This window comes from Enterococcus sp. DIV2385, from assembly GCF_051711925.1.
Classification (GTDB): Bacteria; Bacillota; Bacilli; order Lactobacillales; family Enterococcaceae; genus Enterococcus; species Enterococcus faecalis.
In genome coordinates this window covers 570,975-596,803 of the sequence record NZ_JBIONV010000001.1, presented here as the reverse complement: position 1 = coordinate 596,803, position 25,829 = coordinate 570,975, and the positions used below count along the sequence as shown (strand labels likewise).

Sequence of the window (25,829 nt, the reverse complement as noted above, 5' to 3'; positions counted from 1 at the left end):
AAAAGCTTCTTAAATAAACTTTTCCTTTCTTTACTCCTTTTTTCTACTTGACTAATTGCGTTCCTTTTTTAATATAGCTACTACGTAACTGGTTTTCCTTCATAAACTGATTCAGTGGTTTCTGAGCATCTTGTGCCAGCTCCCAGATACTTTGATTTGCTTGTACAAGATATTCGCTCTTCTCTGTTACTATATTTTTTCTGACAAGCGGTTGCCTTAGCGACTGCTCTTCCTTTGAGACAGCAGCAGCCTGTAATCGTTCTGCAGAGCCACTTAGTGTAACAACTAAAAAAAGGACCCCAAGACAATGTAGTTTCCTTGCTCCCATTAACTTTTTACTGACCATTTTATTAATAGTTATCTTGTTCAAGACGTGTCAGTTTAGTTAAGCGTTCCTCTAATTCGCGATAAATCTCAAGTACTTCTACTTTTGATGCTTCGACTTCATTCGAAATACTTTTCGCTCGGTTGCCAATATTTAACATTTCTAATTCTGCGGAATTGATTAGGTGTTTTGCTTCTACTTTTGCTTCATTAACAATCCGATTGGCTTCTTTTTTGGCAGAAACCATCACTTCGCCAATTTCTTGTTGCGATTTTAAAGCCTCTTCTTGTAATTGCTGATTTTTCATTAATAAATCGTTGATTTGCTGTTTTGCGCGTAGCAGTTCTGTTAACTGCTCACTACTCGGTTCAATATTTTTTGAAACGGCTTGTAGTGTCTTCAATTCTTTTTGAACTTGTTCTAAACTGTCTTCTTTGGCCTCTACTTCTTTTCTTAGAGCAGCTAATTCTCCTTCGTAAACTTGCTTTTCAGCAAGATGTTTGTCATTGACACCTTGTAGTCGACCTAGTTTTACTTCTGCTTCATTTTTTTGCTGTAAACTATTTTGAAGCTCATTCTTTAACTCCTCCATGCGTTGTTTCACAATCACTTCTTGTTGGGCAGCCTCTTGTAAGGTTTGTTTTTCGGCTTCTACTTTTTGTAATTGTACAGTTAGTTTTTCAATTTGTTCCTGCAATGCTTGTTGAGTCGTTGTGCTTTCTTCTAATTCTGTCGTTAACGTTTCTACTTGCTTTTCCATTCCTGTAATATCTCCTTTTTTCTCCAACTTTCCTTTTTCTTCTGCTAACTGGTTGTGTAATGTCTGGATATGTTGTTGCTGTTCAGCCGATTCTTTTTCTAATTCTGCCACTTGCTGCGTTAATTCACTTTCTAAACGTTCCATTTGATTATGTACAGTGGTTAATTGTTTTTCTGCATTTTGCAGATTTGTTTGAAGAGTGGTAGCCTCTGTCGTGGTTTCACTGTTTGTTTCCAGTTGCTCTTCCAATTCAAAAATTTCATGTTCTTTTTGATTTAGTATTTCAAGTAATGCCTGATTTTTTTCTTCTAACGCTTGTTTTTCCGTTTCTTGTTGGTTCTTTAATTGCTCATTTTCTTCTTGAAGTTTTTTAAAGGCTGTTTCTTTTTTCTGATAGTAGGTGAGCCTTTCTCTTAACGTCGCCATTTCTTTTTCCTGTTGTTCTGGTTTGATTCCGCTAATTATTTTTTCTGGTTCGAATCCTGGCTGAAAAAAGACTTCTTTTTCAAGCGTATCATCCGAAATATCTTTAATTTTTTTGATTAAACGTCTTTTTGTCATATATATGTCCTTTCTCTCATCCTTTTAACTAATCACGACAGGCTCCAAATTTGTTTCAAGCGTCTCACGAGCATACGTATCAATGGATTTGACAAGGGTTTGCTCTTGATCTCGATAAGTAAAATTAAAATCAATCATGGTAATTTCTTTAACCGAATTCAACGCTGCAATAAGTGCTAAAATATTGTCTTGGGCTATTTGAAATTCAGGGTAACTTAAGCCAACTGAAAAAACAGACAGTGTCAAGGTTTGTGTTTTTTCACTTCTAATTATTGTGATACTCGTCTCTCCGAGATAAGGACGCCATTCACGCGCTAATTGTAATTCATAATTCGTCAAGACAGCGGCCGATTCTGTCGAAACAGCTTGCTTCCAGGGAAACTGGTTTAAGGCTGTTTTTTTAATTGCTTGTTTTTTTATTTTGTCACCTTGAGTAGCTTGGCCCTGTGCCAAACGCTCGATCCGTTGTTCAATGCGGATATTTCGTTGATTTAATTGATAATATGTATAAACAATTCCTAACAATAATACGCTAAGTAGACAAACACTAAACAATAAATAAATCATTAAACGACTATTTTTCTGATACTTATAGAAATTTATTTTCCTCTTTAATGTCCGGTCCTCTGAATCCAGTTTTTCGACAAGTAATCGCAAATACAATTGATAGCTTACAAATAAAAATAAGCAACTACTCATTAAAAGTACAACAATCATCATACAAATATAATCTCCTTTATGTCATCGCTCGACAATCAAAACTTGTAAAATCACCTGTTACGCTCTTTAAAAACTCTATATAGTATTGATTGTAACATTCCGTTTGAGCCTTGCCAACAACTTTATTTAAAATATGATGATAAAATTCTATATTTTATATTTATATTTTAATTTTTAAAATATAAAACAAAAAAAGAGAGATGCCACTTGGCCATCTCTCTCGCTTTTACTCAAACTATGTTTAGCGAACCGAACTAGATCAGTCACTTTTAAAAAAATCCAATTAGTCTTTGTTGATTTCATAGTAGCTATCGTTCTTTATGTAGCTGAATTTGCTTTTGCTGGGGCTGAATCGCTACTAAGTCCAACACTGATGCCTAAGGCACGATCAACTTCTTCCATAATATCAAGTCTCAAATGACAAACTTTTTCCTTCAAGCGGCCCTTATCGATTGTTCGAATCTGCTCTAAAAGAATCACTGAATCTTTTTCAATGCCTGTTTCATCAGAATTAATCCCGATATGTGTTGGCAATTTTGGCTTTGCCATTTTGGCTGTGATCGCCGCAACGATAATCGTTGGGCTAAAATGATTACCTAAGTTATTTTGGACAACAAGGACTGGTCTGACGCCACCTTGTTCCGAGCCCACTACTGGGGAAAGGTCTGCAAAATAAATATCTCCGCGTTTGACCATAGTGGAACCTCCTATCTAGTTATATTCTCTGGGGATTCTTTGTGAGAAAGTACATGCAACTTCATAATGAATGGTTTCTAATTTTTCGGCTACCATTTGTAACGTATTTTCTTCATTGCCATCTTTTCCAACTAATGTAACGACTGAGCCGACAGGAACTTCTTCTGCTAAACGAATCATACATTGATCCATACACACTCGTCCGACGATTTCGCAACGCTTACCATTCACGAGCACTGTAAATCCTTGGAGATGACGCAACCAGCCATCTGCATAGCCGATTGGTACTGTCCCAATCCATTCTTCAGCTTCAGTCACGTAGGTTTCGCCATAGCCAATCCCTTCGCCAGCCGCTAAGCGTTTTACATGGATAAGTTCACTGGTCAACCGTAAGGCCGGCTTTAACGCATAGCTTGGGGCAAGCTTATTACCCGAAGGGTTCAATCCATACATGGCTACCCCATAGCGAATCATATTTCCTGGTACATCAGGATGCCATAACGCTGTCGCACTATTGCTAACATGGACATACCGAGGTAACTCTTCTAAAACTGCTAGAACAGCCTTAAAACGCCCTGCTTGTTTTTCAAAATAGCTTGTATCGATTTCATCAGCTGTTGAAAAATGAGTGAAAATCCCTTCCCATAAAAATTCTTTGTGGGATTGAACAAACCGCACTGCTTGCTTAGTCTCTTCTGGGGTTAAAAAGCCAATCCGTCCCATGCCAGTATCGACTTTTAAGTGAACACGTAATGGCGTGTTACTCTCAGGCGTTAGTTGTTGAAGAGCAGCTTCTAACCATTCTTGTGTAGCTACCGTTACAGATAAATCATATTGAATCAACAAAGGCACATAAGCTAAGTCTACCACACTCAAAATTAAAATGGGGTCCTGAACACCTGCTTCTCTCAATTCAATTGCTTCATCCAATAAGGCGACACAAAAACCTGTCGCGCCACCTTTTTTCGCCGCTTTGGCGGATTCTACGGCGCCATGCCCATAGCCGTTCGCTTTTACAACCGCAAATAAAGCGGTTCCTTCTGGCAAACGTTGACATTCCTTTTGGACATTTTCAGTAATTGCTTGCGTATCGATATGTAACCGTGTAGGACGATGCCATCCAACGACCATTGTACATCCTTCTTTCTTCGTTGCTTCTATTATTCGCTTTCTAAAACAATTTGTGCAATCGCCATAGTATCTGTGTGCGTAATCGAGACAAACACTTTACCATTATGGGGCGAGTTTGCTACGTATGGTGCACCTGTTTTTTCAGTCAGCACCTCAATATCTTGTAAACCAACTTTACCAATCCCTGTGCCCCATGCTTTAGAGAACGCTTCTTTACAAGCAAAACGACCAGCTAAAAATTCTATTTGACGTTTTGTAGATAACTTTTCAAAAAGGGTCAATTCGTTAGGTGTTAAAACCCGTTGAATAAATGATCCTTGTTTTTCAACAATCGGTTTTATCCGACTTAATTCTACTGCGTCAATACCAATTCCCTTTATCATTTTCCGCCTTACTTCCTATTTAATATAGTTACTCCGAATTACCTTTCATTTTAACAAAATTTCAAAATTTTTCCACTGATTCGCTAAAAAAATAAAGAATGTTTTACACGATCCTCACACAAATTGAAGTACCATACGTTTTCTTCCTATTTACATTTTTATAAAATTTTTCTGAATTTTTATAAAAGTAAGACAACAACTAAGAAGCATCGGAAAAAAATCAGGAAACTAAGCGGATGTTCTAATATTTTATAGCAAATTTTGGCTACTTATGGGAGAATAAAAAGAAAAAGGAGAAAAACGTATGACTTTAACTTCTCGGCAAAAAAAGTTACTTCGTTGCGCCCTATTTATTTTTACTTTGTTGCTCTACATATTTCCAATCTTCTTTAAAAATCCCAGCCTATTTTTTCTCTTGCAACTGGCTTGGATTCTAACCATTCATTTGCTACAACAAAAACTGAAACTCTTCAATCTAACTTCCCCGTTGAAAACTTGGATAATTTTGGCGTTTTTCTTTTTCTATATCATTTTGATGCCTTTTTTACTTTTTTTGAGTTTTTCTATTTAACGATTATCTACCAAAAAAGAGCGAGTGTTCCGTTCATAGACGGAACACTCGCTCTTTTGATTATTTAGCGTTTTCGCGAATGACGAAACCACGTTTTTTATCGTTATGACGTTTGCCGCCACGTTGATCTTTATTTTTGCGGTCGCTATTTTTGTAATTACGGTCGCCATCTTTATGGTTTTTGTTGCCACGATAGCTGCCACCTTTACCATTGCCACCACGGTTGCGATTACGGTTGTTCCCACCGCCACCACCACGGCCATTTTTGTTAAAGCCTTTTTTATTTGAAGGCAATGGTCGTTCTGGGGTAATTTTTACAGGAACCGCATCTGCTGGATCTTTCGCTACTGTTTTTAATAATAACGCAGCTAAGTCTGTCGCTGAATATTTTTCTAATAATGCTTCAGCAGATTCTAGATATTTGTCTAAACCATTTTCTTCTAGATCACTTTCGATGGTTTCAACAGCTGCACTTAATTGTCCTTTAAATGCTTCTTTTTCGGTTGGTGGACGTAATGGTGTCATCCGTTTTTTCGTTAGGTTTTCGATGACATGTAAGTAACCCATTTCGTTTGGTGTTACAAACGTCACAGACATACCACCTTTACCAGCACGACCTGTCCGACCAATACGGTGAACATAACTTTCTGGATCTTGTGGAATATCGTAGTTATAGACATGGGTGACACCTGAAATATCTAACCCACGTGCTGCTACATCTGTTGCCACTAAGATATCTAAGTTACCATTTTTGAATGAACGTAAAACGCTCATCCGTTTTTGTTGTGATAGGTCGCCATGGATGCCTTCTGCTTTGTAACCACGCGCTTCTAACCCGCGGGCAAGTTCATCAACACGGCGTTTTGTCCGACCAAAGACAATGGTCAATTCTGGGGTTTGCACGTCTAGTAAACGTGTCATAATGTCAAATTTTTCAAAGTCTTTTGAACGTACATAATATTGATCAATTAAATCAGCCGTCATTTCTTTGGCTTTAATCTTCACATGTTCTGGTTGTTTCATGAATTTCACGCCAATATTCTTGATTGCTGGCGGCATAGTTGCTGAAAATAGAAGTGTTTGACGTTGTTCTGGCACTTGTGAGATGATTTTTTCAATGTCTTCCAAGAAGCCCATGTTTAACATTTCATCTGCTTCGTCTAAAACTAATGTTTCAACAGTTTCTAATTTCAAGGTACGACGGTTAATATGGTCTAGTAAACGTCCTGGTGTACCTACAACGATATGTGGACGATCTTTTAGTCCACGAATTTGGCGACCGATATCAGCCCCACCGTAAACGGCTTGGACGCGAATCTTTTTATCGCGGCCTAAACGGAATAACTCTTCTTGTGTTTGGATAGCCAACTCACGGGTTGGTGCAATGACTAATCCTTGAATAACGCGGTTGTCTGCGTCAATTTTGTTAAGCATTGGTAAGCCAAAAGCAGCGGTTTTCCCTGTTCCTGTTTGTGCTTGTCCGATTACGTCTTTTCCTGCTAACGCTAACGGAATTGTTTCTGATTGAATAGGGGTTGCTTCCTCGAAGCCTGCGCGTTCTACCGCTGATAATAATTCTGGCGCTAAACCAAGTTCTTTAAATTTCAAATGATATCCTCCTAGATTTTGTTTCGGAAAGAACGATTTCTTCCTAGTTTCAGGTGTCTTCACTTTCAGTTGTTAAAAAGAAATCCATTATAGTGTGCCAACTATTTCTTCTTTCCTGATTTCACCGAAAAATTCACCTTATGGCATTAGAAAAGCCAAACGTGGTCGTTCAGCTTCACATTTATTATTAAACATAGAAATAGATCTATTTTATTTACTACGATTCAATTTTTCTCGTCATCTTCCGGCAATAGGTCATTCTATCATAGAATCCTATTTTCAGCAAGTTTTATGAAACTTATTTACTTTTCCAAAAGTGCATCGATGACTTCACGAAGTCCCATCCCGTTACTTCCCTTTAAAACCACCATGTCTTCTGGCTGTAAGACTTTTTTGACAGCTTCAATCAACTCATTTTTTTCTTCTTTTTTAAAAGAATGAATGTTAGCTGGTGCATAGGTTTCTTGCAATTTATCAGCTAAATAAGCCATTTCAGAACCATATAAAAAGACTTCTTCAATCGCATCTGGGGCTAAATGCTGCGCCATTGCTTGATGCATGCTAGCAGAATCAGGACCTAATTCCAGCATGTCTCCTAAAACAGCAATTCGTTTTCCCACTTTGGACATTTTGCTAAAACTGTCCAGAACAAGACCCATAGCTGTCGGATTGGCATTGTACACGTCACTTAAAATTTCGGCACCATTCGCTGCTTTCAGCCATTCTGTCCGATTCTTTGTTAGTTCCGCTGTAGCCAACCCTTTTTGAATCTCACTATCCGTTAATTGGAAATACCGACCAATGCCAATTGCGATTAATGCATTGGTGACATTATAGGTTCCTGGCACTGGAATCGTAAACGTCATTTGTGTATCACTGATTTTGAATGAGGTTTGCTCTTTGGCTTCATTTGTGACGATTCCTTGAAGTTGACTTTCCTGGCTAAAACCAAAAGTAATCACTTGTTGCGTGACTTTTTCCACCAATGGTTCTAGCAAAGGTTCATCGCTTGGCACAAATAAACTACCGTCTTTGGCTAAACCATCTACGATTTCCATTTTTGCTTGTGCAATGCCTGCTCGTGAGCCTAAATTTTCCACATGGGCTTCGCCAATCATTGTGATGGCAGCAACTTCTGGCTGAGCCAGATTGGAAAGGAAAGAAATTTCCTGAGCATGATCCATGCCCATTTCTAAAATCAGTTTTTCTGTTTCATCAGGCATGTGTAAAATAGTATAGGGTAAGCCAATTTGATTATTGTAATTGCCTTGCGTTTTGTAAGTCACAAACTTTTCAGATAACACAGCAGCAATTAAATCTTTAGTGGTAGTTTTTCCATTACTGCCAGTCACAGCGATGACATTCGGTTGCATTTTATTTAAATAATAGGTAGCTAATTTTTGCATAGCAACCAGTGGATCAGTAACATGCAAAACAGGCAATTGTTGCGGCGCATCGACTAAATCCTGTCCCCAAAAAGCGGCCTGACAGCCATTAGCCATGGCACTCTCAATAAAACGATGACCATCATTTTCACCTTGTAAAGGAACAAAGAGATTTCCTTTCACAATTTTACGACTATCAAATTCAATGCCTGTTAAAGGAAAATCAGGCCATTGTTGCCAATCATTACTGGCTTCAACCGCTTGCGCTACTTCCCAGAAGGTTAATTTCATTATGTTTTGCTCCTCTGACACAGGGACTGGGACATGCCAAAGTCTTGTCATGTCCCAGTCTTGTGTGATTTTTTCTTCTTAGTTATTATAAAATTCTTGGCGTTGTTTAAAACGATTCAAAGCTAACTGAATCAGTTCCTCAATTAAATCACTGTATTTCAAGCCCATATTTTCCCACAGTAAAGGATACATACTAAAGTCAGTAAAACCAGGCATGGTGTTCAATTCATTCAGGAATAATTCGTTTTTGCTTGTTAAGAAGAAATCACAGCGACTTAAGCCACTTCCATCTAACATAATATACGCTTTTTTAGCGTATTCTTGCGCTTGATGAGCTACTTCTTCTGGAACATGCGCTGGGATTTGCATTTCAATCGTGTTATTGATGTATTTTGCATCATAATCATAGAAAGCGACATCTTTCACCACTTCACCAGGTAAAGTCGTACGGACATCTTCATTTCCTAAAATGGCTACTTCAATTTCACGTGCTTCAATCCCTTGTTCAACAATTGCTCGGGCATCATAACGGAAAGCTTCTTCCAATGCTTCTTGCAATTCTTCACGATTTTCCGCTTTGCTAATTCCGACACTAGAACCCATATTGGCGGGTTTAACAAAGACCGGATAGATTAAAGAACCTTCACATTTTTCAAAGACTTCTTTTGGATTTCCTTTCCAGTCACTTCTTAAAACTGGCACGAATGGTACTTGTGGAATGCCAACAGTTTGTAAAAGATATTTCGTCATGATTTTGTCCATTGCGTTAGCACTAGCTAAGACACCTGCGCCTACATAAGGCATATTAATGGTTTCCATGAATCCTTGAATTGTTCCATCTTCACCATTTGGCCCATGTAAAACAGGGAAAACAATCGCTTCTTCTTCATAAATTTCCGAAGGACTGATTCGTTTTCCTGAAAATTCGCCTGTTTCTTCAGGTGTTTGTGCCCAAGTTAAATGTAAAACTTCTTTATTTTGTGGTCGTTCAGATAAGAGAGGGCCTTTTACCCATTGACCGTCTTTACTAATAAAGACTAACTGTACTTGATAATATTTATAATAGATTGCATTTAAAACGGAATATGCAGACAAAACAGACACATCGTGCTCTTCACTTCTGCCGCCATACAACAAAATAATCTTCAAATGCTTGTCCTCCTAGTTTCTTTCCTGTCTTTTAGAAAAAATTATTTTTCAAATTATCCTTACTTATTTTAGCATAAAACCCAGTTTCATAATAGAAGCAAATTTAGTGAAGGCAAAATTCTTTGCTTGCCTTTTCCTTGCTAAAGACTCCGTTCCACCAGCTCAATAAGGGCTTGTTTAAACGTTGTTCTATCTTGGTCTGTAAAAGGTTTAGGTCCTTTCGTTCGGCCACCTTTTCGCCGAATTTGGCCACTAAAATAGCGTTGTTCTAACAATCCATCAATATTTTCTTTCGTATATTGATAACCCAGTTGATGTAAAACCGACACTCCTTTTGGCAAAACCAAGGAAGCTAAGCCATAATCTTGTGTAATTAAAAGATCCCCTTTTTTTATTAACTGCACAATTTTAAAATCAGCAGCATCCGCTCCTTTATCAACATACACAAAAGAGACATTTTCTGGATAATCTTTTAAGGAATAATGATCTACACTAGTAACAATCACCACATCCAAAGCTTTCTCTACAGCGACTTCAATAACCGTCTCTTTCACAGGTGAACCATCGCCATCGACAAAAATTTTCATTCATTTCCCTCGCTTCTTCCTTGCTCTAACCATTTGGGATGACGTTGAAAATAGTGTTGTAATTCGTCAAAAACGACTTCTTTAACCACCTCATATAACTCTGTATTTCTTAAAATGGTTTTCGTTGCATCAGTGTAGCGGGGCTTTGGTATCGTAATGGCTAAAACAAAATCAAATTCTGCTAAAAAACTATCTGCTGTCACAGATAATGAGTAATGTTGCTCCTCTAAAAATTGATTGAAGGCGGCCACTACGCCATCAAGAAAGCCCTCATAGTGGGTTCCACCAAGACTGGGATAATGCCCATTAACAAATGTTTTTTGCACTTGCGGCGCATGATTTTTACTCAAAATAAATTGAACAAGGGCCAATTCTGTTTGCTTGGCTTGAATAATCGGTGCGGCTTTTCTAGTTAATGGGTTATCTTTTTCAAATAAATAATTACTTAAACCTTTAGGGTAATAACAAAGATTTTTTTGTTCCTCTTCTTGTGTTAAGAGAATCTTTAAGCCTGGATTCAACATGGCAATCTGTTGACATTGTTGTAAAACACGCATATAAGAAAGTGATTCTGTACCAAAAATTTGCGTATCTGGCCAAAATAAGACTTCAATTCGTTCCTGGGTTTCTTCAATAGGTAATAATAATCGTTTTTTCAATTGCCCTTGATGATAAATAAAAATAGTCCGCTGTTTTTCTTGATCGATACTGATTCCTACTTGTTTTGAGAAGGCTTGTAAAACAGATAAATACAGAAAAGGCGGTTCTAAATCGACTTGCTTTTGTTCAAAAACAAGCGGTCGTGTGGAAGATACCTGAAAAGAGATTTGTTGACGCGATAACTGTATAGCAATTTTCCCTTGATTCTTTTCAATGAAAAACTCTAATAAACCATTAATTGTCTGAACAAGTAAATTCTCTAAGCCGACTAAGCCAGTCGTTCCAATGAACGCTTCTGGTCGTTTTTGAATCCGTTCAATAAATTCATCATTTTCTAAAACTGTTAAAAGATGTGCAACACTCATCCTGCTGCCTCCTTTGCAATCTGTTTCTTTTAATTATAATGAAAAAAAGACCAGAAGAAAAGCCACACGCGACTTTTCTTCTGGTTTTCTTCTTTAACGAATTAAATCAAGATTCGGATGCTCAAGAACGTGATTCACTTGTTTGACCGTTGTCAAAGGAATATCTCCTTGAATCGTATGTGCAAGGACCCCATTGACTGTGGCAAAGGTAACTGCCTTTTCTAACGACCAATTTTGGCTATAGCCATATAAAATCCCCGCCGCATAAGCATCACCAGCACCAATTCGATCAAGATTAAGAAGCGGTCTTTTTTCACTCCGTTGGTACTCATTTTGGGTATATAAATACCCACTTAAGTAGTTTTGATTTTGGGAATGACTTCTCGTTGTCCCAGCAAACCATTCCAAATTGTATTGAGACATGAAGCGCTGAATCAGTTCAGTTTCTTGTGCCTCACCTTCTAAATCTTCTCGCGGAATGAAACCTAATAGCTCGACCAAATCACGACGACTGCCAAAAACAATATCACAATAAGGTAAAATGCGTTCGTACTGTTGACGCATAAAGAGTGCGCTATTTGCTGTATTCAAACTAGGTCGATAATTAAAGTCAAAACAAACTTTCTTTTGACAGGCATGCGCCTTTTGAGCAAGTATCAAAGCAGCATCACGAGTTTTTTCAGTTAAACTTAACGAAATACCACAAATATGCACCATATCTACTTCCGCTAAAAAGGCCTCAAAATCGTAGTCCTTCGCCTCGCTGATGCCAAAAGCACTCTGATGGCGATTTTGATAAGTTACTTGTGTGGGTCGGATTCCATAACCCATTTCTGCAAAAAAACTACCAATATGATCGCCTTTTTCTCCTACCCATTGATCTGAAATTCCTAACTTCCTTAGCGCTGCTTTGCCAGCTTCACCAAGACGATTGGCAGGTAATTTCGTAATCAATGCTGTTTCTAGTTGAAAATGAGCCAAATTTGCTAAGAGATTTACGCCAGTCCCTACAAAGTTCATTCTTAACTGCTCTGTTTGTTCTAACATTAGATACTCTGGCGGAGTGAAACGAAGCATGACTTCACCAAACGCAGCAATTTTCATCTTTGCCACCTACTTATTCAATGTCTTTTTCATCATGGTTAGTAACGTTTTCACGTCTTCTGTTCTAGTGTCCCCTGTTTCTTGATCGATAATTGAGCTGTAAACATGAGGAATGATTTTTTTAACGCCGGCATCCACCGCAATTTGAACAATTTCTTCAAAGTTTTCTAAATCAATGCCTCCTGTTGGCTCTAAATAAAAGTCATACTTGGCACAAGCTGCTGCTACTGCTTGGTATTCTTCTTTGTGAGCCAAGCCTTTCATCGGGAAATATTTAATGGAACTGCCCCCCATGTCTTTCAACAATTTGATGGCGGTTTCGATAGGCACTTCCGCCGCTGGCGCACCAGAGCTTAACGGACCTGTCGCAATGTTGACATAGCCAACTTTGCCTGTGGGTGAAACCAAGCCATTAATCACTGTTTCGTCTTGACGAAGTAAGGCCCGCGAAGCGCCGACACCTGTGAAGACTTGGTTCACGTGTTGCGGTTGTAAAACTTCTGATAAGCGAGCCACCATTTGACTTTGATTAGGATCGCCAGCCCCTAAGCCGACAGATAAAGCGTTGTTGGTTGCTGCTTGGTATTTTTTCATATCGTCAATGGCTGCTTCATCGGTTTCATAGTTTTTTGAAAGGACGCCTAACACAACATGCCCTTCTGCTGCTTCATAACAGGCTTGGGCATTTTCTACTGAATTGGCTAAGACGTTTAAACAAATGCGTTCTTCTAAATAATTAGGTTTTAATGACATGGCTTATTTCTCCTTTGTCTCCATAATTTCTTGTAATCGTTGCACGATTTTGTTCATTTCTTCTTGATTGACAGAACGAATGTCAAACTCAATGATGCCATTGTTGGCTTGATATTCTCGCGTATAAATGGCTGGACTTTCTGCTTTTAACGCTTGGATGACTTCCTTAGCGGTTTTTCTGCCGTCCACTTTGACACTGGCGCGATAAATGTCTCGGCCAGCGCCATCTTGGACGATTTTAGCGGTTAAATCTGACAAGTTGTTGATGGCTTCAACAAACGGTTTTAAGCGCTCTTGCATCGAAGCCCCTGATTCACTGCCATGCGCCAAATATTCTTCCACTGCTTGCGTAAAGCCTAGGATATTGTCTTTGCCAATTTTCATTGCTCGACCAATGCCTTTGCCTTGTAGGCGCACCCAGTCAATGTATTCTTTTTTCCCGACCACTAAACCGGCACTTGGCCCTTCAATGGCTTTGGCGCCGCTGTAAATCACCAAATCAGCGCCTGCTTCGGTGTATTTGAAAAGATCTTCTTCTGCTGCCGCGTCAACAATTAGCGGCACCTTGTGGCGTTGCGCCACTTTGGCCGCTTCGGCCACCGTCAGCATACTTTTTTGCACGGTATGGTGGCTTTTGATGTATAGAATGGCCGCTGTTTTTTCAGAAATCATCATTTCCACGTGTTCTGGACTGCACATGTTGGCGTAGCCAGCTTCCACCACTTGGCCGCCGCCTTGCGCTACCATAACTTCTACAGGCGTGCCGTAGTCCACGTTGTGCCCTTTAGGTAAAACAATCTCCCGCTGTTCGATTTTTTCTGTATAAGGATGATACGCGTGGTACAAGCTGCCTTTTCCAATCAAGGCAGCCACCGATTGGGCAATCCCCGCCGAAGCCGAGGAAACGATTTGTGCATCTTCTGCCTTCAACAAGTTGGCTAAAAAGGCCCCTGTTTGTACACTAAGTTCACTCATTTCAAAGAAATGTTCACCACCGAATCGTTGAGCCGCGAGGACTGCCTCCGAAACTTTGGAGACACCTAGAATGGTCATTTTGCCAGAAGCATTAATGACTTCTTTTAAGTGGAATTTTTCGTAACTAATTGTCATAGATTTGTCCTCCAATAATTGTTTTGATTGGGCGAATTTGCTCTTTGGCTACTCGTGTCAATCCATTAGAATCAGTCAATGTTTTTTCTTCTGCTTGAATCGTGAAAATCGTTAAATCAGCATCTTTACCTATTTCCAACGTGCCTTTTTGAGCTAAATGGAAATTCTCAGCAGGAGCCTTGGTTACCTTTTCAATAATTTCTGGCCAATCATAGCCGACTACACGGAGTTTTTCCATCGTTGTGGCTAAATCATAAACAGGACCATTTTCTCGGTTACGAATGTAGATATCTGTGCTAATTGATGCAGCTTTCATTCCCTCGCGCAACGCTGTTTCAGCTACGTGAAAATTGAAACTATCCGTACCATGCCCGATATCAAATACGACCCCTTTGTTGTACGCTTGCCAAGCGAAGTCTTTTATTTTATCCGTTGCTTGGTCTAAGATACCATTTTCTTTCCCATTAAAACAATGGGTTAGGACATCCCCTTTTTCCATCAAGGCTAAAATTTCATCTAAATGAGGCGGTGCTGATCCAATGTGAACCATTAAGGGAATTTCTTGGTTCTCTTGCTGAATCTGTTTGGCCAATTCTAAAGGCGTAATGCCGTTATCGCCAATAACGGTCCTACTCATACGGGCTTTAATCCCTACAACAAAATCTGGTAATTCTTGAATCGCTTTTTTGACTAAACTCGCTTGTACTTTACTTAAATCTGCGAGTTCGTCCTGAGCAACGATGCCCCATTTAGAAATATTGACTAATCCAAAAACATTTGTTTTTGCTTGTTGCGCTAAGTCATAAAATTCATGAATGTTTTCAGCACCTGTTGTCCCAGCATCAATCACTGTCGTAACACCCTTTTTGACCCCAATTTCATCTGGATAATCATAATAAAGAGCCATTTTTTCAAAACAATGAACGTGATCATCTATCCAGCCTGCGGATACATAAGTACCTGGTTCTAAGTGGATAGTTTCTTTTGCAGAACCTGAAATAGTTGCTGCAACAGCAGCTATTTTTTTCTCTTTAATTGCAATTTCAACAGGCATACCATCTACTGTCTGTCCATTTTTTATAAGTAAATCGTAGTCCATATTCTTCCCTACTTTTCTATAAATCTAAATTTTGTCCAAGGCTTAATGAATTCTAATAATACAAGTTCTTCTTCTATAATACGCCCTACTCGGTTTTTGCGTGAGTCTTGATGTGGTTCTAAAACGACTTGTAATTCATTTTTGTATTTTCCAAATGCATCATTTCCCACAACAACATCTCCAGGTTGTAGCATTGCTTGATTATCATGTGGGGGATTAGCTTCATTCTTATATTTTTTACGCACTTCTGTGGAGCGAATCATCTGCTGAGTGATATCTCCACGGCGAAAATGTTGATTTTTTGTTACGATTTCTTTTTCAATTTCAGAAGTCGCTTCTTCAAAAACAATGGTCAATTCTGTTTGATAACGATTCAACTGACCCAATGCTTCTAATTCTTCGTTGGAAGCATAAGCATTTCCGATAACAACATCATCAATTAAATTTGTTGCAAATAAATGTTTAGCTTGAACAGTGACTGGCAACTGTCTATGCATTTCTAAAGTAGGTAGCCCATCATTCACATCCCAAGGACCAATTTCACCTACCTGTGATGAAATAAAAGCAGCTGTCCGAATACCTTCCTTTTTAAAACGGATGCTACATTTTTCAAAGAAATCATACGGCAATGCAGTTCCCGCTTGTGGATAAAAGTTATGACAACCATATAAGAAAGGTCGATTCGCTTCATACGTCAAAATGTTATCAAGATAAGCGACATCATTACTCATATTCAACTCAATAGCCACGCCGAATGGATTAAACGTCAACATGGCTTCTTTATTTCCATCAAACCCTGTATCCAATCGAATCCCATCAGCTCCTAATTCGCTGAAAAAAGTCAAATCATCATATGAAATTTCCAATTCATCAAAGATACTTGGAACGACATCTAAAATTGTTTCAAATCCTAAATTTTTCGCATAACTAATTAATTCTTTAAATTTTTTCTGAACCGCTTCTTTGCCATCGGTCACTTCTAACATACTCATAAAAATTCGAGTAAACCCACATTCGCTGGCTTTTTTTAAATACGCTTTATCTTGATTGATATCACTATGATCTGGATAAACTGATACACCTAATGCTCTTTTCATCTTCGTTCTCACACTCCGCTATTTTCAAATTTATTTCGAAATTTCCAAGCAATCACCGAGCTACACAGGATTGTTGTAGAGCCAACGAGCAATACTGGTTGATTTAGAAATCCGCCAATTATCATGGAAAGAGTAATACAAACTGCCGTAAAAACCAACGTCTTTACCAAACCAAATTGATAAACAACAGTAGGCAACTGCCCTTTTTCTATAATAATTTGACTAACGATAAAAAAGAAAATGAACCAAATAATCATCTTATACGCTCCTGACTTTCTTCTCTGACTTAGAAGGGGCAGGATATTCATATCAGAACACCCGCCCTAACATTTTTTAATTTTTTGCTGCTTGTTCAGCTGCTAATTCTTCTGCTTCTTTATCCAATTGTTGTTTTTCATAAACTTTGAAAAATGGATAGTAGATAGCCATTGTAATTAAGAAGTTAACAATCACTAATACTGCGGCCGAGAAACTCCAATTGGTACTCATCCAAGCAGCAATTGGTGCTGGAATTGCAAACGCTAAACGTGCAGCCATCATCGGAATTATATTAGCGACTGTTAAGAAATAAGATAACGTTGTGGTAATTAACGGTGCCACGATAAACGGAATACCTAAAATAGGATTCATTACGATCGGCGTTCCGAAAATAACTGGTTCATTAATATTAAACAAGCCTGGTAAGAACGATAAACGGCCAAGACTTTTCAGATACGTTGATTTAGAAAACATCATTAAAACAACTAAAGAAAGCGTAGTTCCAGCGCCACCAATCCAGATAAACCATTGTAAAAACTGTTCTGTAAAAATATTAGGTAACTGATGAACGTTTGCACCATTGGTAAAAGCTTCAAGGTTTTCTGCAATCGACATATCCCAGAAAGGACGAATAACTGGGCCCATAATCGCTGGACCATGAATCCCTAAAACCCAGAAGAAACAGATTAAGAAGACTGTTAGTAAGCCGCCAAATAAACTGTTACCAGCAAGGATACCTTTAAGTGGCATTAATAACGTACTCAAGAAACCATTCAAATCAAAACCAATTACGTGGCGAATAACCCAGAATAATAAAAGAATAACTGCTCCTGGAATTAACGCAATAAATGAATTTGACACTTCAGGCGGTACGCCATCTGGCATCTTAATCATAATATCTTTTTCAATAAAGAAGCGATAAATTTCAACAGATAACAGCGCTGTTACAATCGCACCAAATAAAGAAGCTGAACCTAAATTTGCTAAATTAATATAGCGCCCTGCTGTAATGACGTTGTCAACATCTTCAAAGACACGTGTTGGTGGTGCCGCTGTTACTAAAAAGGCCATTAATGCTAAAATTCCACACGTCAAAGAGTCAAGCTTATAACTTTTGGCCAATGATGAAGCAATCCCAAATGTTGCATAAAGTGCAAGTAATCCCATCGTATAGCGGGAAGGAATATCTAAAATTGCTTGATAAGGTTCAATCAATTTTGTGTATGCCTCAATTGGAATATTTTGAAAAATTGTAAAGAATGAGCCCACAATTGTTAAAGGCATCGTTGCAATTAATCCTTTTCTAATCGCTGTCATATGGCGTTGCGAACCAAATTTATTCGCAATCGGCATTAACTTAACTTCCATCCACTGTACAAAACCATTCATTTGTTAATTCCTCCGTTCAACTAATAAAAATAATAATTATTTCGCATTTATAATAACATAGTAACATTATAATGTAAACGCTTATCCTTATTTATGACAGAGAAAGTGCAAAACAAAAGGCTTTTTCTTATTATAAAGAAACCGGGAATATTGCACCAAAAATCATTGCACCTAAAATTGCGCCCCCAGCGATTGGTTTTTTCCAAATGTAAAAACCTAAAGCTCCTAATGTGGCACCAATCCCAATAGGAATCGAAGCACCCGCCGCACTCAAAATAATTAACGGGCCTAAGAAACGTCCTGAGGCATTACCAGCCCCCATCATCACATCCGCACCAAAAGTGGAATTTCCTTGATTGATAGTAAATTTCCGAATCAACACAATTACGCCGCCAACTGCTAACCCTAGTATCGCACCCGTTAAAAGGGCTAAGCCAAAGTTTTCTACAGGCGCTTTAATTCCCATGCTGAGGAAAATTGCAGGTACGCCAATCCCGATCCCCGTTAAAATTGAGCCACCTAAATCTAAAATCCCGACTAAAGAACCTTCTAAAATTCGTGCAAACAGGAAACTTGCACCAAATGCTGCGGCAGCGCCATAAGAACCACCATCTAAACCAGCTTTTAGCATCGCAACAATTGAAACTTCATTAAAGGCGCCCACACCATAAACTACATACATATGTGTTCCTGCAAAAATTGCCGCTGACATAATCCCGACTAAAATCGGAAAGCCCCAATCAGCATACCAAAAACTTTTGCCTTTTAAACCTTCTTGAATTTCTTGTTCTTGTTGTGCCCATTCATTTTTTTCTTGCTGTTCCATCTATGAGACCTCCTTTTTTCTATTTAACGGTGAAGACATTGTGTAAATTATTTAACCATTGAGGAATAGACAAGCGGAAACTTTCGATCATTTCTAAGTCGAACCCTCGGAAGAAGCCACTTAAAATAAATAATAAGATAATGGCACCAAGCATGCCACGTGTCATTCGGGTCCACCCTAAATCATCGACACCTTTACCGATTAAGATCCCTAATACAACTCCTGGGACAGCATTGCCCATGACTAATTGAGATAATCCGCCAAATAACGTTCCCCAGAAACCCGTCCGTTTTCCTGCATCTAAAGCCGCTAGCCAGAATAAAACGGGCATCACAGTATTGATTAAAATCGTTGCTGCAGGTACCAACACCGCAACTGCTGTTACTTGTAGCGATTCTGGAATTGCTGCAGCTGTACTATTTAAGAAAGCCACAGTCGCCATTCCTACAAAGGCCCCGACAATCCCCATTTTTTTGGGATTATGCATCGTTTTAGTGACATCTTTATCCTTTACCAATAAAATTGCTGCAGCCCAGTTAGGCACAATCCGGTGGGTCACATCTTGTGTAAAGGCCCCTGCTCCCACGGCCGAAGCCCAAGCATTAAAGAAAAAACCTAAACCAAAAGAAAAGTGTGATGCTGGATCTCCTTGTGCCGCGTTCATTTCTCCTAATGTTCTAAATGCCCCTAACCCTTGCGTTTGTGGTGCATGAAACATCCGAGCAGCGCCTGCGCCAGCTGCAAAACCTAGTAAACCACCAATAAGCAATGACTTCAGCAAAATGATTACAAATTCCATTCCTTCTTCCTCCCTTTATACGCCTCTTTTTGAAAGAAACGGAACTACTACTGCGTTCGGTTCTTTAATTGTTTCCGTTAAAAAATCAACTTCTTCGACTGCAATGGCTTGGATTTCCACTTCTACAGCTAGTTCGACATGATAAATCACTCTCTTTCTAGGAAAGAAGAAGAACAGAAATTTTTCTGTATAAACTTGTTCTTTTGCCTGACGAATAGTTACTTCTTTCGGTTCAATCCGGATGAGGACCTCTGTTGTTTCTTTTAATACTTTTTTTGAAACATCATTCAATGCACTTGCAAAAGCTTCATTCTTCTTATTACCTTTTCCAGAAACAATCACGGTTTGTGTTGACCGTTTTGTGGCATCCATAATTACCGCTCCTTTCTAAGTTACTACTTTCTATGCTCCGTGTTTCTTAATAAACGCTTCAGTTACTCGTTTACCAAGTTCTTCCTGATCCATAAAACCAAATCCAAGAACAGTTTTCCCATCGTTAATTGCTGTTACCCCTTCTTCGATTGATCGCATGCCATGTCTTTCGGGATACCCGTATTTAGTAGCAGCCGTTAACGCCCCTGCACCACCACTGCCACAGAAAGAAATGCCTAAATCTGCCTTTTCTTGTTGCATCACATCTCCTAAACGCATATCAGCGCCCATTCCTGGAACAACAACCGCGCGACCACCGGCTTGCTCCACTCCTTTTGCAACATTTTGTCCTTTTCCTAAACGATCTGCGATAACTACTGTAATCATAACTTTTCCTCCTATTAATTGTTTTGTTTAGCAACTTCAAAATGAACAGCTAAAACATACCATTCATCTTCTGATAACTGACCAATTGCTTCTGTTGTTTCTTGTGCAATTTTCAACGTTTCTGGTGTTAGTTCCGTAAATAACGTCCGATCAACACCAGCTAATGTCGTTCCTTCTCTTGAACGATTCAGCATCTCATTGAGATGGTTAATCAAAATCGTCCACTGTAATTCCGTTGGTTCAATTTGTGCTTCTGCTAATCGCGCACTGGTTTGTTTGATAATCGATTGTAGCTTTTCTGGTTCAGCACTTTGTCGAATGATCTCCTGTGCTTCCATTGCTAGTTCCATCCTCTTCCTCCTTTGGTTGTTCTAAATAATTAAGTAATGCTGAAATTTCAGCATGATTGACAGGTAACTCATTTTTAGCAAATAAACATTCAATTTGCCGAATTTCTTCTTGCCGTTCATGAGATACTTCTCTATTACAAGGAATCTCTTCGTATTGTTTATTAAACGTAATCCGATGTGTCATTAATAAAACGTGAAGTAAAAAGGCTTCTTGATATTCGCTCAGTAACTTTGTTTGAAACATTCGTTTTAACTCTTCATAAATAATATACGCTTTTACTAATAAATCTTGGCTTTGTATCCGTTCATTTTTTTCAATTACATCAGATTTCGTGGAGCGAGCGGTACCTTTTCCTTGACGTTTCCCTAATAAAATTTTATCGACCTCTTCCCGAATCAAACTTAAGTCTGTGTCCGTCAACAATGGACTAACTTTAATAAATGGGTATGTCATTTCTTCAATTGGGAAAATACTCAATACCAAATCGGGCTTTTCTGCTTGAATCACTTCAGTTGCATTTAAAACAGAAGCAAATCCTGCGAGTTCAACGTTTGGTACTTCCTCTAAAATTTTTTGTTCAATTAAACTGGTCACACCTAAGCCCGTCGAGCAAACATACACAATCCTAACAACTTTAGCTTCCTGCTGTTGTCGTTCCTGAGCTGCCAAAAAATGCAACGCAATATATGCGCAGAAAGAATCGTTGACTAACAAAACAGAACGTTGAATTAATTGTTTACAGGCACTTTGAATAGCTAAAAATAACGCTGGGTGTTTTCCTTTGATTTCTTCAGAAAACGGATTGTATTCATTAATAAATAAATGTTTCTTTGTAAAACGTAAGGACAGGTGTGCAAACAAGTTCGTAAATAATTGGCGATCATTTACAAAAGGATAATTCAGCTCTTTTGAAACGCTTTCAATCACTTGCTTTGTTAATTGAACCATATCTTGCCGTTGATGGGTTCCGAATAAATCACTATAAATATAAAAATATTCATCCGCTAATAAAGGCAAGTCATAACGTTCAAACACCTCTTGTAAAAGTAAAAGTGGTACTTCGTTCCGTTGTTCAAAGCGTGTTTTTTGCGATAACACTCGGTAAGTCCCAATTGTATGTGCCATCTGCATACGTGCTGCGGCAATTGCCACTCTCAACGTAATAGATAATATTTCGGCATAATCAAATTGATTTTGATCGAGTGGATTAATTAAATTTCGCATTTTTTTCAATGCACTACGATAACAACCTTGAAACAATGTCCCTGACCCAAATTTAATTTTAGGGATTTTTTCAGCCCCTTTTGTCTTTGTCACATAGTTCATAATTTGGTAAATATCGTATTCTGTAAGTTCTTTTTGAGTGATAAATTCCATCAGTAATCGTACATTGCTTTCTTCACCACTAATTGTAAACCCTTGCCGTGCTTGGCGAATTAAGGTTAAATCATATGCTTGCAGCAACCGTTCGACCTGTTCCAAATCACTGACAATTGTGTTTCGACTCACTAATAATTCATCTGCTAGCTGTTGTGCCGTTAAGTACCCTTTGACTGACAATAACTGAAAAATCAATACATTGACTCGTCTTTTTTGATCAGGATAGGTTTCAAATCGATCGACATCGATAATTTCATTTTTTAACAGTAAGCGTTTAGAGTCAGGTAAATCTAGCCAGATTCCCTTATTTCGTTTTGAATAAAGTGTCTCATCGTGCTGTTCAAACCAAGCACGAATATCTTCTAAATCATACTTAATTGTTCGAACGCTGACAGTAAAGTTCTCAGCTAATTCTTGCGTGGTAATGCTCCCTTCCAAATCCAAAAGCATCAATAAAATATTTATCGCTCTTTTGGACAACAACACGGTCATGCCTTGTCACCTCTTTTCTTTTCCCTTTACACTTAAAACTATAGCGTTATTTTATCTGTTCCACAACACAAAAAAGTTGCACTTATAAAAGTGCAACACTTCTCTTTTCATACAAAAAAATCCCTTAACAGTAGTAACTGTTAAGGGATACCACACTATTTATTTGCATAAATAGACAGAGACCTTCTCCACAAAAGTATTCTGTCCGACACGTTACAAATCCGGTAACTGATAGCCGTACTATCTGGTGTCGTTGTGTTTGACAATCACTAGCCGTCAAAACGGAATAGCCGAAGCTATCTGATTGAGTCAACTCGTCGCATAAAACACACTTTAACACAGAATAGTTTGGATAGCAAGTGATGGTAATTATTCGTTATCGAACCATTCTTGATAAAAACTTTCAACAATTTTAACGGTTGCTATCGTTAATTCCTTCGTCATTACGGGGCTAGTTAACTTTTTGTCTTGTAAACATTGATTCACATGATTGATTTCATACGTAAATTCACTAGTGAATTGTTCAGACCATTTGACAGTGTTGCCTTGAGTATCTGTATAATAAGCACAATCTGTTTTCCAGAAATTAGGAATAACGATTTGCCCTTTTGTCCCACAGATGGTCATTTCACTAGGTATCTTTAAACTAACATTAATAAAAATATTGCCCAGCGTCCCTTCAGCAAATTTCAAAGCTAAATTACATTGACTATCCGTCGCCCCTTGCTGATACGTTGCGGTTCCCGTAACCACTTGAATCTCTTTCCCTAATACGTATTGTAAGTATTGTAATGGATAACTTCCTGAGCCATGAAGCGCTCCACCACCCGCTTCTCTCGAGTAAAACCAGGGAATATGATCCACATTGGGATAGGCAGTAACTGACTGAACCCATAAAATCTCTCCCAATCCCCCTTCTTGAATCGTTGCCTTTACTTTTTGGGTAATTGGTAAAAAGACAGACTTCTGAGCTTCCATTAGAAAAACCCCTTGCTCCTGTGCGATTGCGAAGAGTTCTTCTGCTTCAGCAGCATTTAATGTAAATGGTTTTTCCAGTAGGACGGGTTTTCCTTGTGATAACGCAAGCTTAGCTGCTGAGTAATGTCCTTGATTGTAGGTGGGAATATAAATAATATCAATTGTTTCATCCTTACATAACTCTTCATAACTGCCATAAGCCACCGGAATCGCTAATTCTTTAGCCATTTTTTGAGCATTCTCTAAACGCCTTGATGCAATCCCGCGCACTTCAGCTTGCGCGCTTTCTCGAAGCCCTGCTACAAATCTTGGGACAATTTGGGCAGTACTCATAATTCCATAACGAATTTTATCCATGTGATCGCCTCCTCTTTCACTATACGAGAAAAACGAATATTTGGAAACCATTTCAACAAAAAAAAAGAAACCGTTTCCCCAAAACGATTTCTTTATATGTAAATTAACGGATACCAACGCTAACTTTTAAAGCTTGATTGACCTGTTCCATCTCTTCACGAGAAAGTTGACAAACCTTGTGTAGCATTCGTTCTTTATCCAATGTTCGAATTTGTTCTAACAAAATAAGTGATGGCGTCCTGCACTCGTTATGGGGAATTTCGATGAGGACTTGCGTTGGTTGCAGCCGCTTGCTTACGTTACGGGTAATCGGTGCAACAATCAACGTTGGACTAAATAAGTTACCTTTGTTATTTTGAATAATCAGGACAGGTCGAATCCCACCTTGTTCAGAACCAACAACTGGTGAGAGATTCGCATAAAAAACCTCACCTCTTTTTATCATTCAGATTCCCTTCCCTCCTTTTCCTTTAAAAAATTATAGCATATTGTTTCTTGCAATATTTTCAACTTTTTAGCTATCCCTTAAAATATTTGATAAAACCACCCTTTAAAAGTCAAAAAAAGCTTAAACAGTCGACTCTGATATAGAGACGGCTATTTAAGCTGACTATTACATTTTTGTTAAAATACTATCCACTTTTGTATTAATTAAATCAATAGCGACGTGGTTTTCGCCACCTTCTGGCACAATGATATCTGCATAACGTTTCGTAGGTTCAATAAATTGGTGATACATGGGCTTGACGACTGTCAAATATTGTTCAATCACAGAATCCAACGTACGGCCACGTTCTTCCATATCACGCTTGATTCGACGAATAATACGGATGTCATCATCTGTATCCACATACACTTTAATATCCATTAAATCCCTTAAGCGGCGATCTTCTAAAATTAAAATTCCTTCAAGAATAATTACTTCTTTCGGTTCTTGGATCACCGTTTCTGTACTTCTTGTATGCGCAACGTAGTCATAAACTGGCTTTTCAATGGCTTGATAGTTTAACAGTTGTTCAACATGTTGAATCAATAAATCTGTATCAAACGCAAAAGGATGATCATAATTGGTATTTAAACGTTCTTCAAAACTCAAATGGCTCTGATCTTTATAATAAGAATCCTGTTCTAACATCATAATTGAATGATCGGGAAAATTATTAAAAATCGCACGGCTAACACTGGTTTTTCCGCTTCCTGATCCGCCAGTAACACCAATGATAATTGGCTGACTATCTTTCATGTATAAACCTCTTTCTTTTCAAAAACTTCATTGTCTTTTACTATTATAATGAAAACTCTGAAGAATGCCAGACCTTTTCCAAGACTTTTCATGTGATTTTTATCTTCTTATGAAAAATCTGCCCACACTTCTTTCAATTACAGTATACTTATCAATAAAAGGAGAATCCTACCTATGATTAAAAAAGTCAAAAAAGAAGCACTTACAACTGCGCATTACGCTCTTCTTTATGAGGCAGATCCCTCAAAAAAAATGGTGGAAGATTACATTACCCGCGGCATTTGCTTTGACTATCAGACTGAAGAACTTCAAGGAATTTTAGTCCTGTTGCCGACTCACCCACGGACATTGGAAATCGTAAACATCGCTGTCTCAGAAGAAAGCCGAGGGCGGGGCATCGGACAAGAGTTATTACATTTTGCCATTGATTTTGCCAAAAAAGAAAAGTATGATTACTTGGAGATTGGGACTGGGAGCACAGGCTTTCAACAGCTATATCTCTACCAAAAAGTCGGTTTTCGAATGACACATATTGAACCAGATTTTTTTATCCATCATTATGATGAGCCCATTATGGAAAACGGCTTGCCTTTAAAAGATATGGTTCGCTTACGGTTACATTTAAGTTAAAAAACAACATTT

29 protein-coding genes are annotated in these 25,829 nt (G+C 38.4%); 2 read left to right on the top strand and 27 right to left on the bottom strand.

The window, feature by feature from the left end:
• Positions 1-43 precede the first annotated feature (43 nt).
• From IGM04_RS02920 to acpS, 6 genes are all read right to left on the bottom strand, one after another.
• A complete protein-coding gene (locus IGM04_RS02920; RefSeq protein ID WP_086317680.1) occupies positions 44-370 on the bottom strand; it encodes a hypothetical protein in 327 nt (108 codons plus the stop codon).
• Positions 351-1,646 (bottom strand): hypothetical protein, encoded by a 1,296-nt coding sequence (locus IGM04_RS02915; RefSeq protein WP_086317679.1) that lies wholly within the window; start codon positions 1,644-1,646, stop codon positions 351-353. Before IGM04_RS02915 ends, IGM04_RS02920 begins: the two co-directional genes overlap by 20 nt.
• Before the next feature lie 24 nt (positions 1,647-1,670).
• Positions 1,671-2,366 (bottom strand): hypothetical protein, encoded by a 696-nt coding sequence (locus IGM04_RS02910; RefSeq protein ID WP_086317678.1) that lies wholly within the window; start codon positions 2,364-2,366, stop codon positions 1,671-1,673.
• Positions 2,367-2,684: 318 nt separating this feature from the next.
• On the bottom strand, positions 2,685-3,062 hold the full coding sequence (locus tag IGM04_RS02905) for a type II toxin-antitoxin system PemK/MazF family toxin (protein WP_002355729.1): 378 nt from the start codon (positions 3,060-3,062) through the stop codon (positions 2,685-2,687).
• A 15-nt stretch (positions 3,063-3,077) separates the two neighbouring features.
• Positions 3,078-4,193 (bottom strand): alanine racemase, encoded by a 1,116-nt coding sequence (gene alr / locus IGM04_RS02900; RefSeq protein ID WP_002355728.1) that lies wholly within the window; start codon positions 4,191-4,193, stop codon positions 3,078-3,080.
• A gap of 29 nt (positions 4,194-4,222) precedes the next feature.
• A complete protein-coding gene (acpS, locus tag IGM04_RS02895) occupies positions 4,223-4,576 on the bottom strand; it encodes a holo-ACP synthase (protein WP_002355727.1) in 354 nt (117 codons plus the stop codon).
• 304 nt (positions 4,577-4,880) lie between these two features.
• Between acpS and IGM04_RS02890 the strand changes: the two genes are divergently transcribed.
• The gene (locus IGM04_RS02890; RefSeq protein ID WP_025193855.1) at positions 4,881-5,147 is read left to right on the top strand and encodes a hypothetical protein; all 267 of its coding nucleotides are present in this window, start codon (positions 4,881-4,883) and stop codon (positions 5,145-5,147) included.
• Positions 5,148-5,207: 60 nt separating this feature from the next.
• On the opposite strand, the gene cshA is transcribed toward IGM04_RS02890, so the two are convergent.
• From cshA to udk, 21 genes are all read right to left on the bottom strand, one after another.
• Positions 5,208-6,755, bottom strand: coding sequence for a degradosome RNA helicase CshA (cshA, locus tag IGM04_RS02885; protein ID WP_002355724.1), 1,548 nt, complete (start codon positions 6,753-6,755; stop codon positions 5,208-5,210).
• A gap of 302 nt (positions 6,756-7,057) precedes the next feature.
• Complete coding sequence (locus tag IGM04_RS02880) at positions 7,058-8,431, bottom strand: UDP-N-acetylmuramoyl-tripeptide--D-alanyl-D-alanine ligase (protein WP_002366255.1); 1,374 nt, start codon at positions 8,429-8,431, stop codon at positions 7,058-7,060.
• Positions 8,432-8,509: 78 nt separating this feature from the next.
• A complete protein-coding gene (locus IGM04_RS02875; protein ID WP_002355721.1) occupies positions 8,510-9,580 on the bottom strand; it encodes a D-alanine--D-alanine ligase in 1,071 nt (356 codons plus the stop codon).
• A 140-nt stretch (positions 9,581-9,720) separates the two neighbouring features.
• The gene (locus IGM04_RS02870) at positions 9,721-10,167 is read right to left on the bottom strand and encodes a YaiI/YqxD family protein (RefSeq protein WP_002358788.1); all 447 of its coding nucleotides are present in this window, start codon (positions 10,165-10,167) and stop codon (positions 9,721-9,723) included.
• Entirely contained in the window at positions 10,164-11,192 is a 1,029-nt protein-coding gene (locus IGM04_RS02865; RefSeq protein WP_002355719.1) for a hypothetical protein, read from the bottom strand. The genes IGM04_RS02870 and IGM04_RS02865 overlap by 4 nt, the downstream gene beginning before the upstream one ends.
• 93 nt (positions 11,193-11,285) lie before the next feature.
• Entirely contained in the window at positions 11,286-12,296 is a 1,011-nt protein-coding gene (locus IGM04_RS02860) for a sugar kinase (protein ID WP_086317677.1), read from the bottom strand.
• A 9-nt stretch (positions 12,297-12,305) separates the two neighbouring features.
• The gene (gene dagF / locus IGM04_RS02855; RefSeq protein ID WP_002378063.1) at positions 12,306-13,049 is read right to left on the bottom strand and encodes a 2-dehydro-3-deoxy-phosphogluconate aldolase; all 744 of its coding nucleotides are present in this window, start codon (positions 13,047-13,049) and stop codon (positions 12,306-12,308) included.
• A 3-nt stretch (positions 13,050-13,052) separates the two neighbouring features.
• Positions 13,053-14,159, bottom strand: coding sequence for a DgaE family pyridoxal phosphate-dependent ammonia lyase (locus IGM04_RS02850; protein WP_086317676.1), 1,107 nt, complete (start codon positions 14,157-14,159; stop codon positions 13,053-13,055).
• The gene (locus tag IGM04_RS02845; RefSeq protein ID WP_002373486.1) at positions 14,149-15,258 is read right to left on the bottom strand and encodes an amidohydrolase/deacetylase family metallohydrolase; all 1,110 of its coding nucleotides are present in this window, start codon (positions 15,256-15,258) and stop codon (positions 14,149-14,151) included. Before IGM04_RS02845 ends, IGM04_RS02850 begins: the two co-directional genes overlap by 11 nt.
• Before the next feature lie 8 nt (positions 15,259-15,266).
• Positions 15,267-16,355, bottom strand: a complete 1,089-nt coding sequence (locus IGM04_RS02840; protein WP_002355714.1) for a DUF871 domain-containing protein — start codon at positions 16,353-16,355, stop codon at positions 15,267-15,269.
• A gap of 8 nt (positions 16,356-16,363) precedes the next feature.
• Complete coding sequence (locus tag IGM04_RS02835) at positions 16,364-16,663, bottom strand: hypothetical protein (RefSeq protein ID WP_002363233.1); 300 nt, start codon at positions 16,661-16,663, stop codon at positions 16,364-16,366.
• Between the two features lie 25 nt (positions 16,664-16,688).
• The gene (locus IGM04_RS02830; RefSeq protein ID WP_002358780.1) at positions 16,689-18,002 is read right to left on the bottom strand and encodes a PTS sugar transporter subunit IIC; all 1,314 of its coding nucleotides are present in this window, start codon (positions 18,000-18,002) and stop codon (positions 16,689-16,691) included.
• A gap of 130 nt (positions 18,003-18,132) precedes the next feature.
• Positions 18,133-18,828 carry a DUF4310 family protein gene (locus IGM04_RS02825; RefSeq protein WP_002355710.1) on the bottom strand — a complete coding sequence of 232 codons (696 nt, stop codon included), beginning with the start codon at positions 18,826-18,828 and terminating at the stop codon, positions 18,133-18,135.
• A 19-nt stretch (positions 18,829-18,847) separates the two neighbouring features.
• Complete coding sequence (locus IGM04_RS02820; RefSeq protein WP_002355709.1) at positions 18,848-19,627, bottom strand: DUF4311 domain-containing protein; 780 nt, start codon at positions 19,625-19,627, stop codon at positions 18,848-18,850.
• Positions 19,628-19,642: 15 nt separating this feature from the next.
• Entirely contained in the window at positions 19,643-19,999 is a 357-nt protein-coding gene (locus tag IGM04_RS02815; RefSeq protein ID WP_002355708.1) for a DUF4312 family protein, read from the bottom strand.
• A gap of 30 nt (positions 20,000-20,029) precedes the next feature.
• Positions 20,030-20,386 carry a glycine-rich SFCGS family protein gene (locus tag IGM04_RS02810; RefSeq protein ID WP_002355707.1) on the bottom strand — a complete coding sequence of 119 codons (357 nt, stop codon included), beginning with the start codon at positions 20,384-20,386 and terminating at the stop codon, positions 20,030-20,032.
• Positions 20,387-20,400: 14 nt separating this feature from the next.
• Positions 20,401-20,724 (bottom strand): PRD domain-containing protein, encoded by a 324-nt coding sequence (locus IGM04_RS02805; RefSeq protein WP_002386165.1) that lies wholly within the window; start codon positions 20,722-20,724, stop codon positions 20,401-20,403.
• Positions 20,690-22,609 (bottom strand): BglG family transcription antiterminator, encoded by a 1,920-nt coding sequence (locus IGM04_RS02800; RefSeq protein WP_002388793.1) that lies wholly within the window; start codon positions 22,607-22,609, stop codon positions 20,690-20,692. Before IGM04_RS02800 ends, IGM04_RS02805 begins: the two co-directional genes overlap by 35 nt.
• A gap of 369 nt (positions 22,610-22,978) precedes the next feature.
• Complete coding sequence (locus IGM04_RS02795; protein ID WP_086317675.1) at positions 22,979-23,944, bottom strand: Gfo/Idh/MocA family protein; 966 nt, start codon at positions 23,942-23,944, stop codon at positions 22,979-22,981.
• Positions 23,945-24,047: 103 nt separating this feature from the next.
• The gene (locus tag IGM04_RS02790) at positions 24,048-24,389 is read right to left on the bottom strand and encodes a type II toxin-antitoxin system PemK/MazF family toxin (RefSeq protein ID WP_002355703.1); all 342 of its coding nucleotides are present in this window, start codon (positions 24,387-24,389) and stop codon (positions 24,048-24,050) included.
• A 168-nt stretch (positions 24,390-24,557) separates the two neighbouring features.
• Complete coding sequence (gene udk, locus IGM04_RS02785; RefSeq protein ID WP_002355702.1) at positions 24,558-25,187, bottom strand: uridine kinase; 630 nt, start codon at positions 25,185-25,187, stop codon at positions 24,558-24,560.
• 174 nt (positions 25,188-25,361) lie between these two features.
• On the opposite strand from udk, the gene IGM04_RS02780 reads away from it, so the two are divergent.
• A complete protein-coding gene (locus IGM04_RS02780) occupies positions 25,362-25,817 on the top strand; it encodes a GNAT family N-acetyltransferase (protein WP_002355701.1) in 456 nt (151 codons plus the stop codon).
• Positions 25,818-25,829 lie beyond the last annotated feature (12 nt).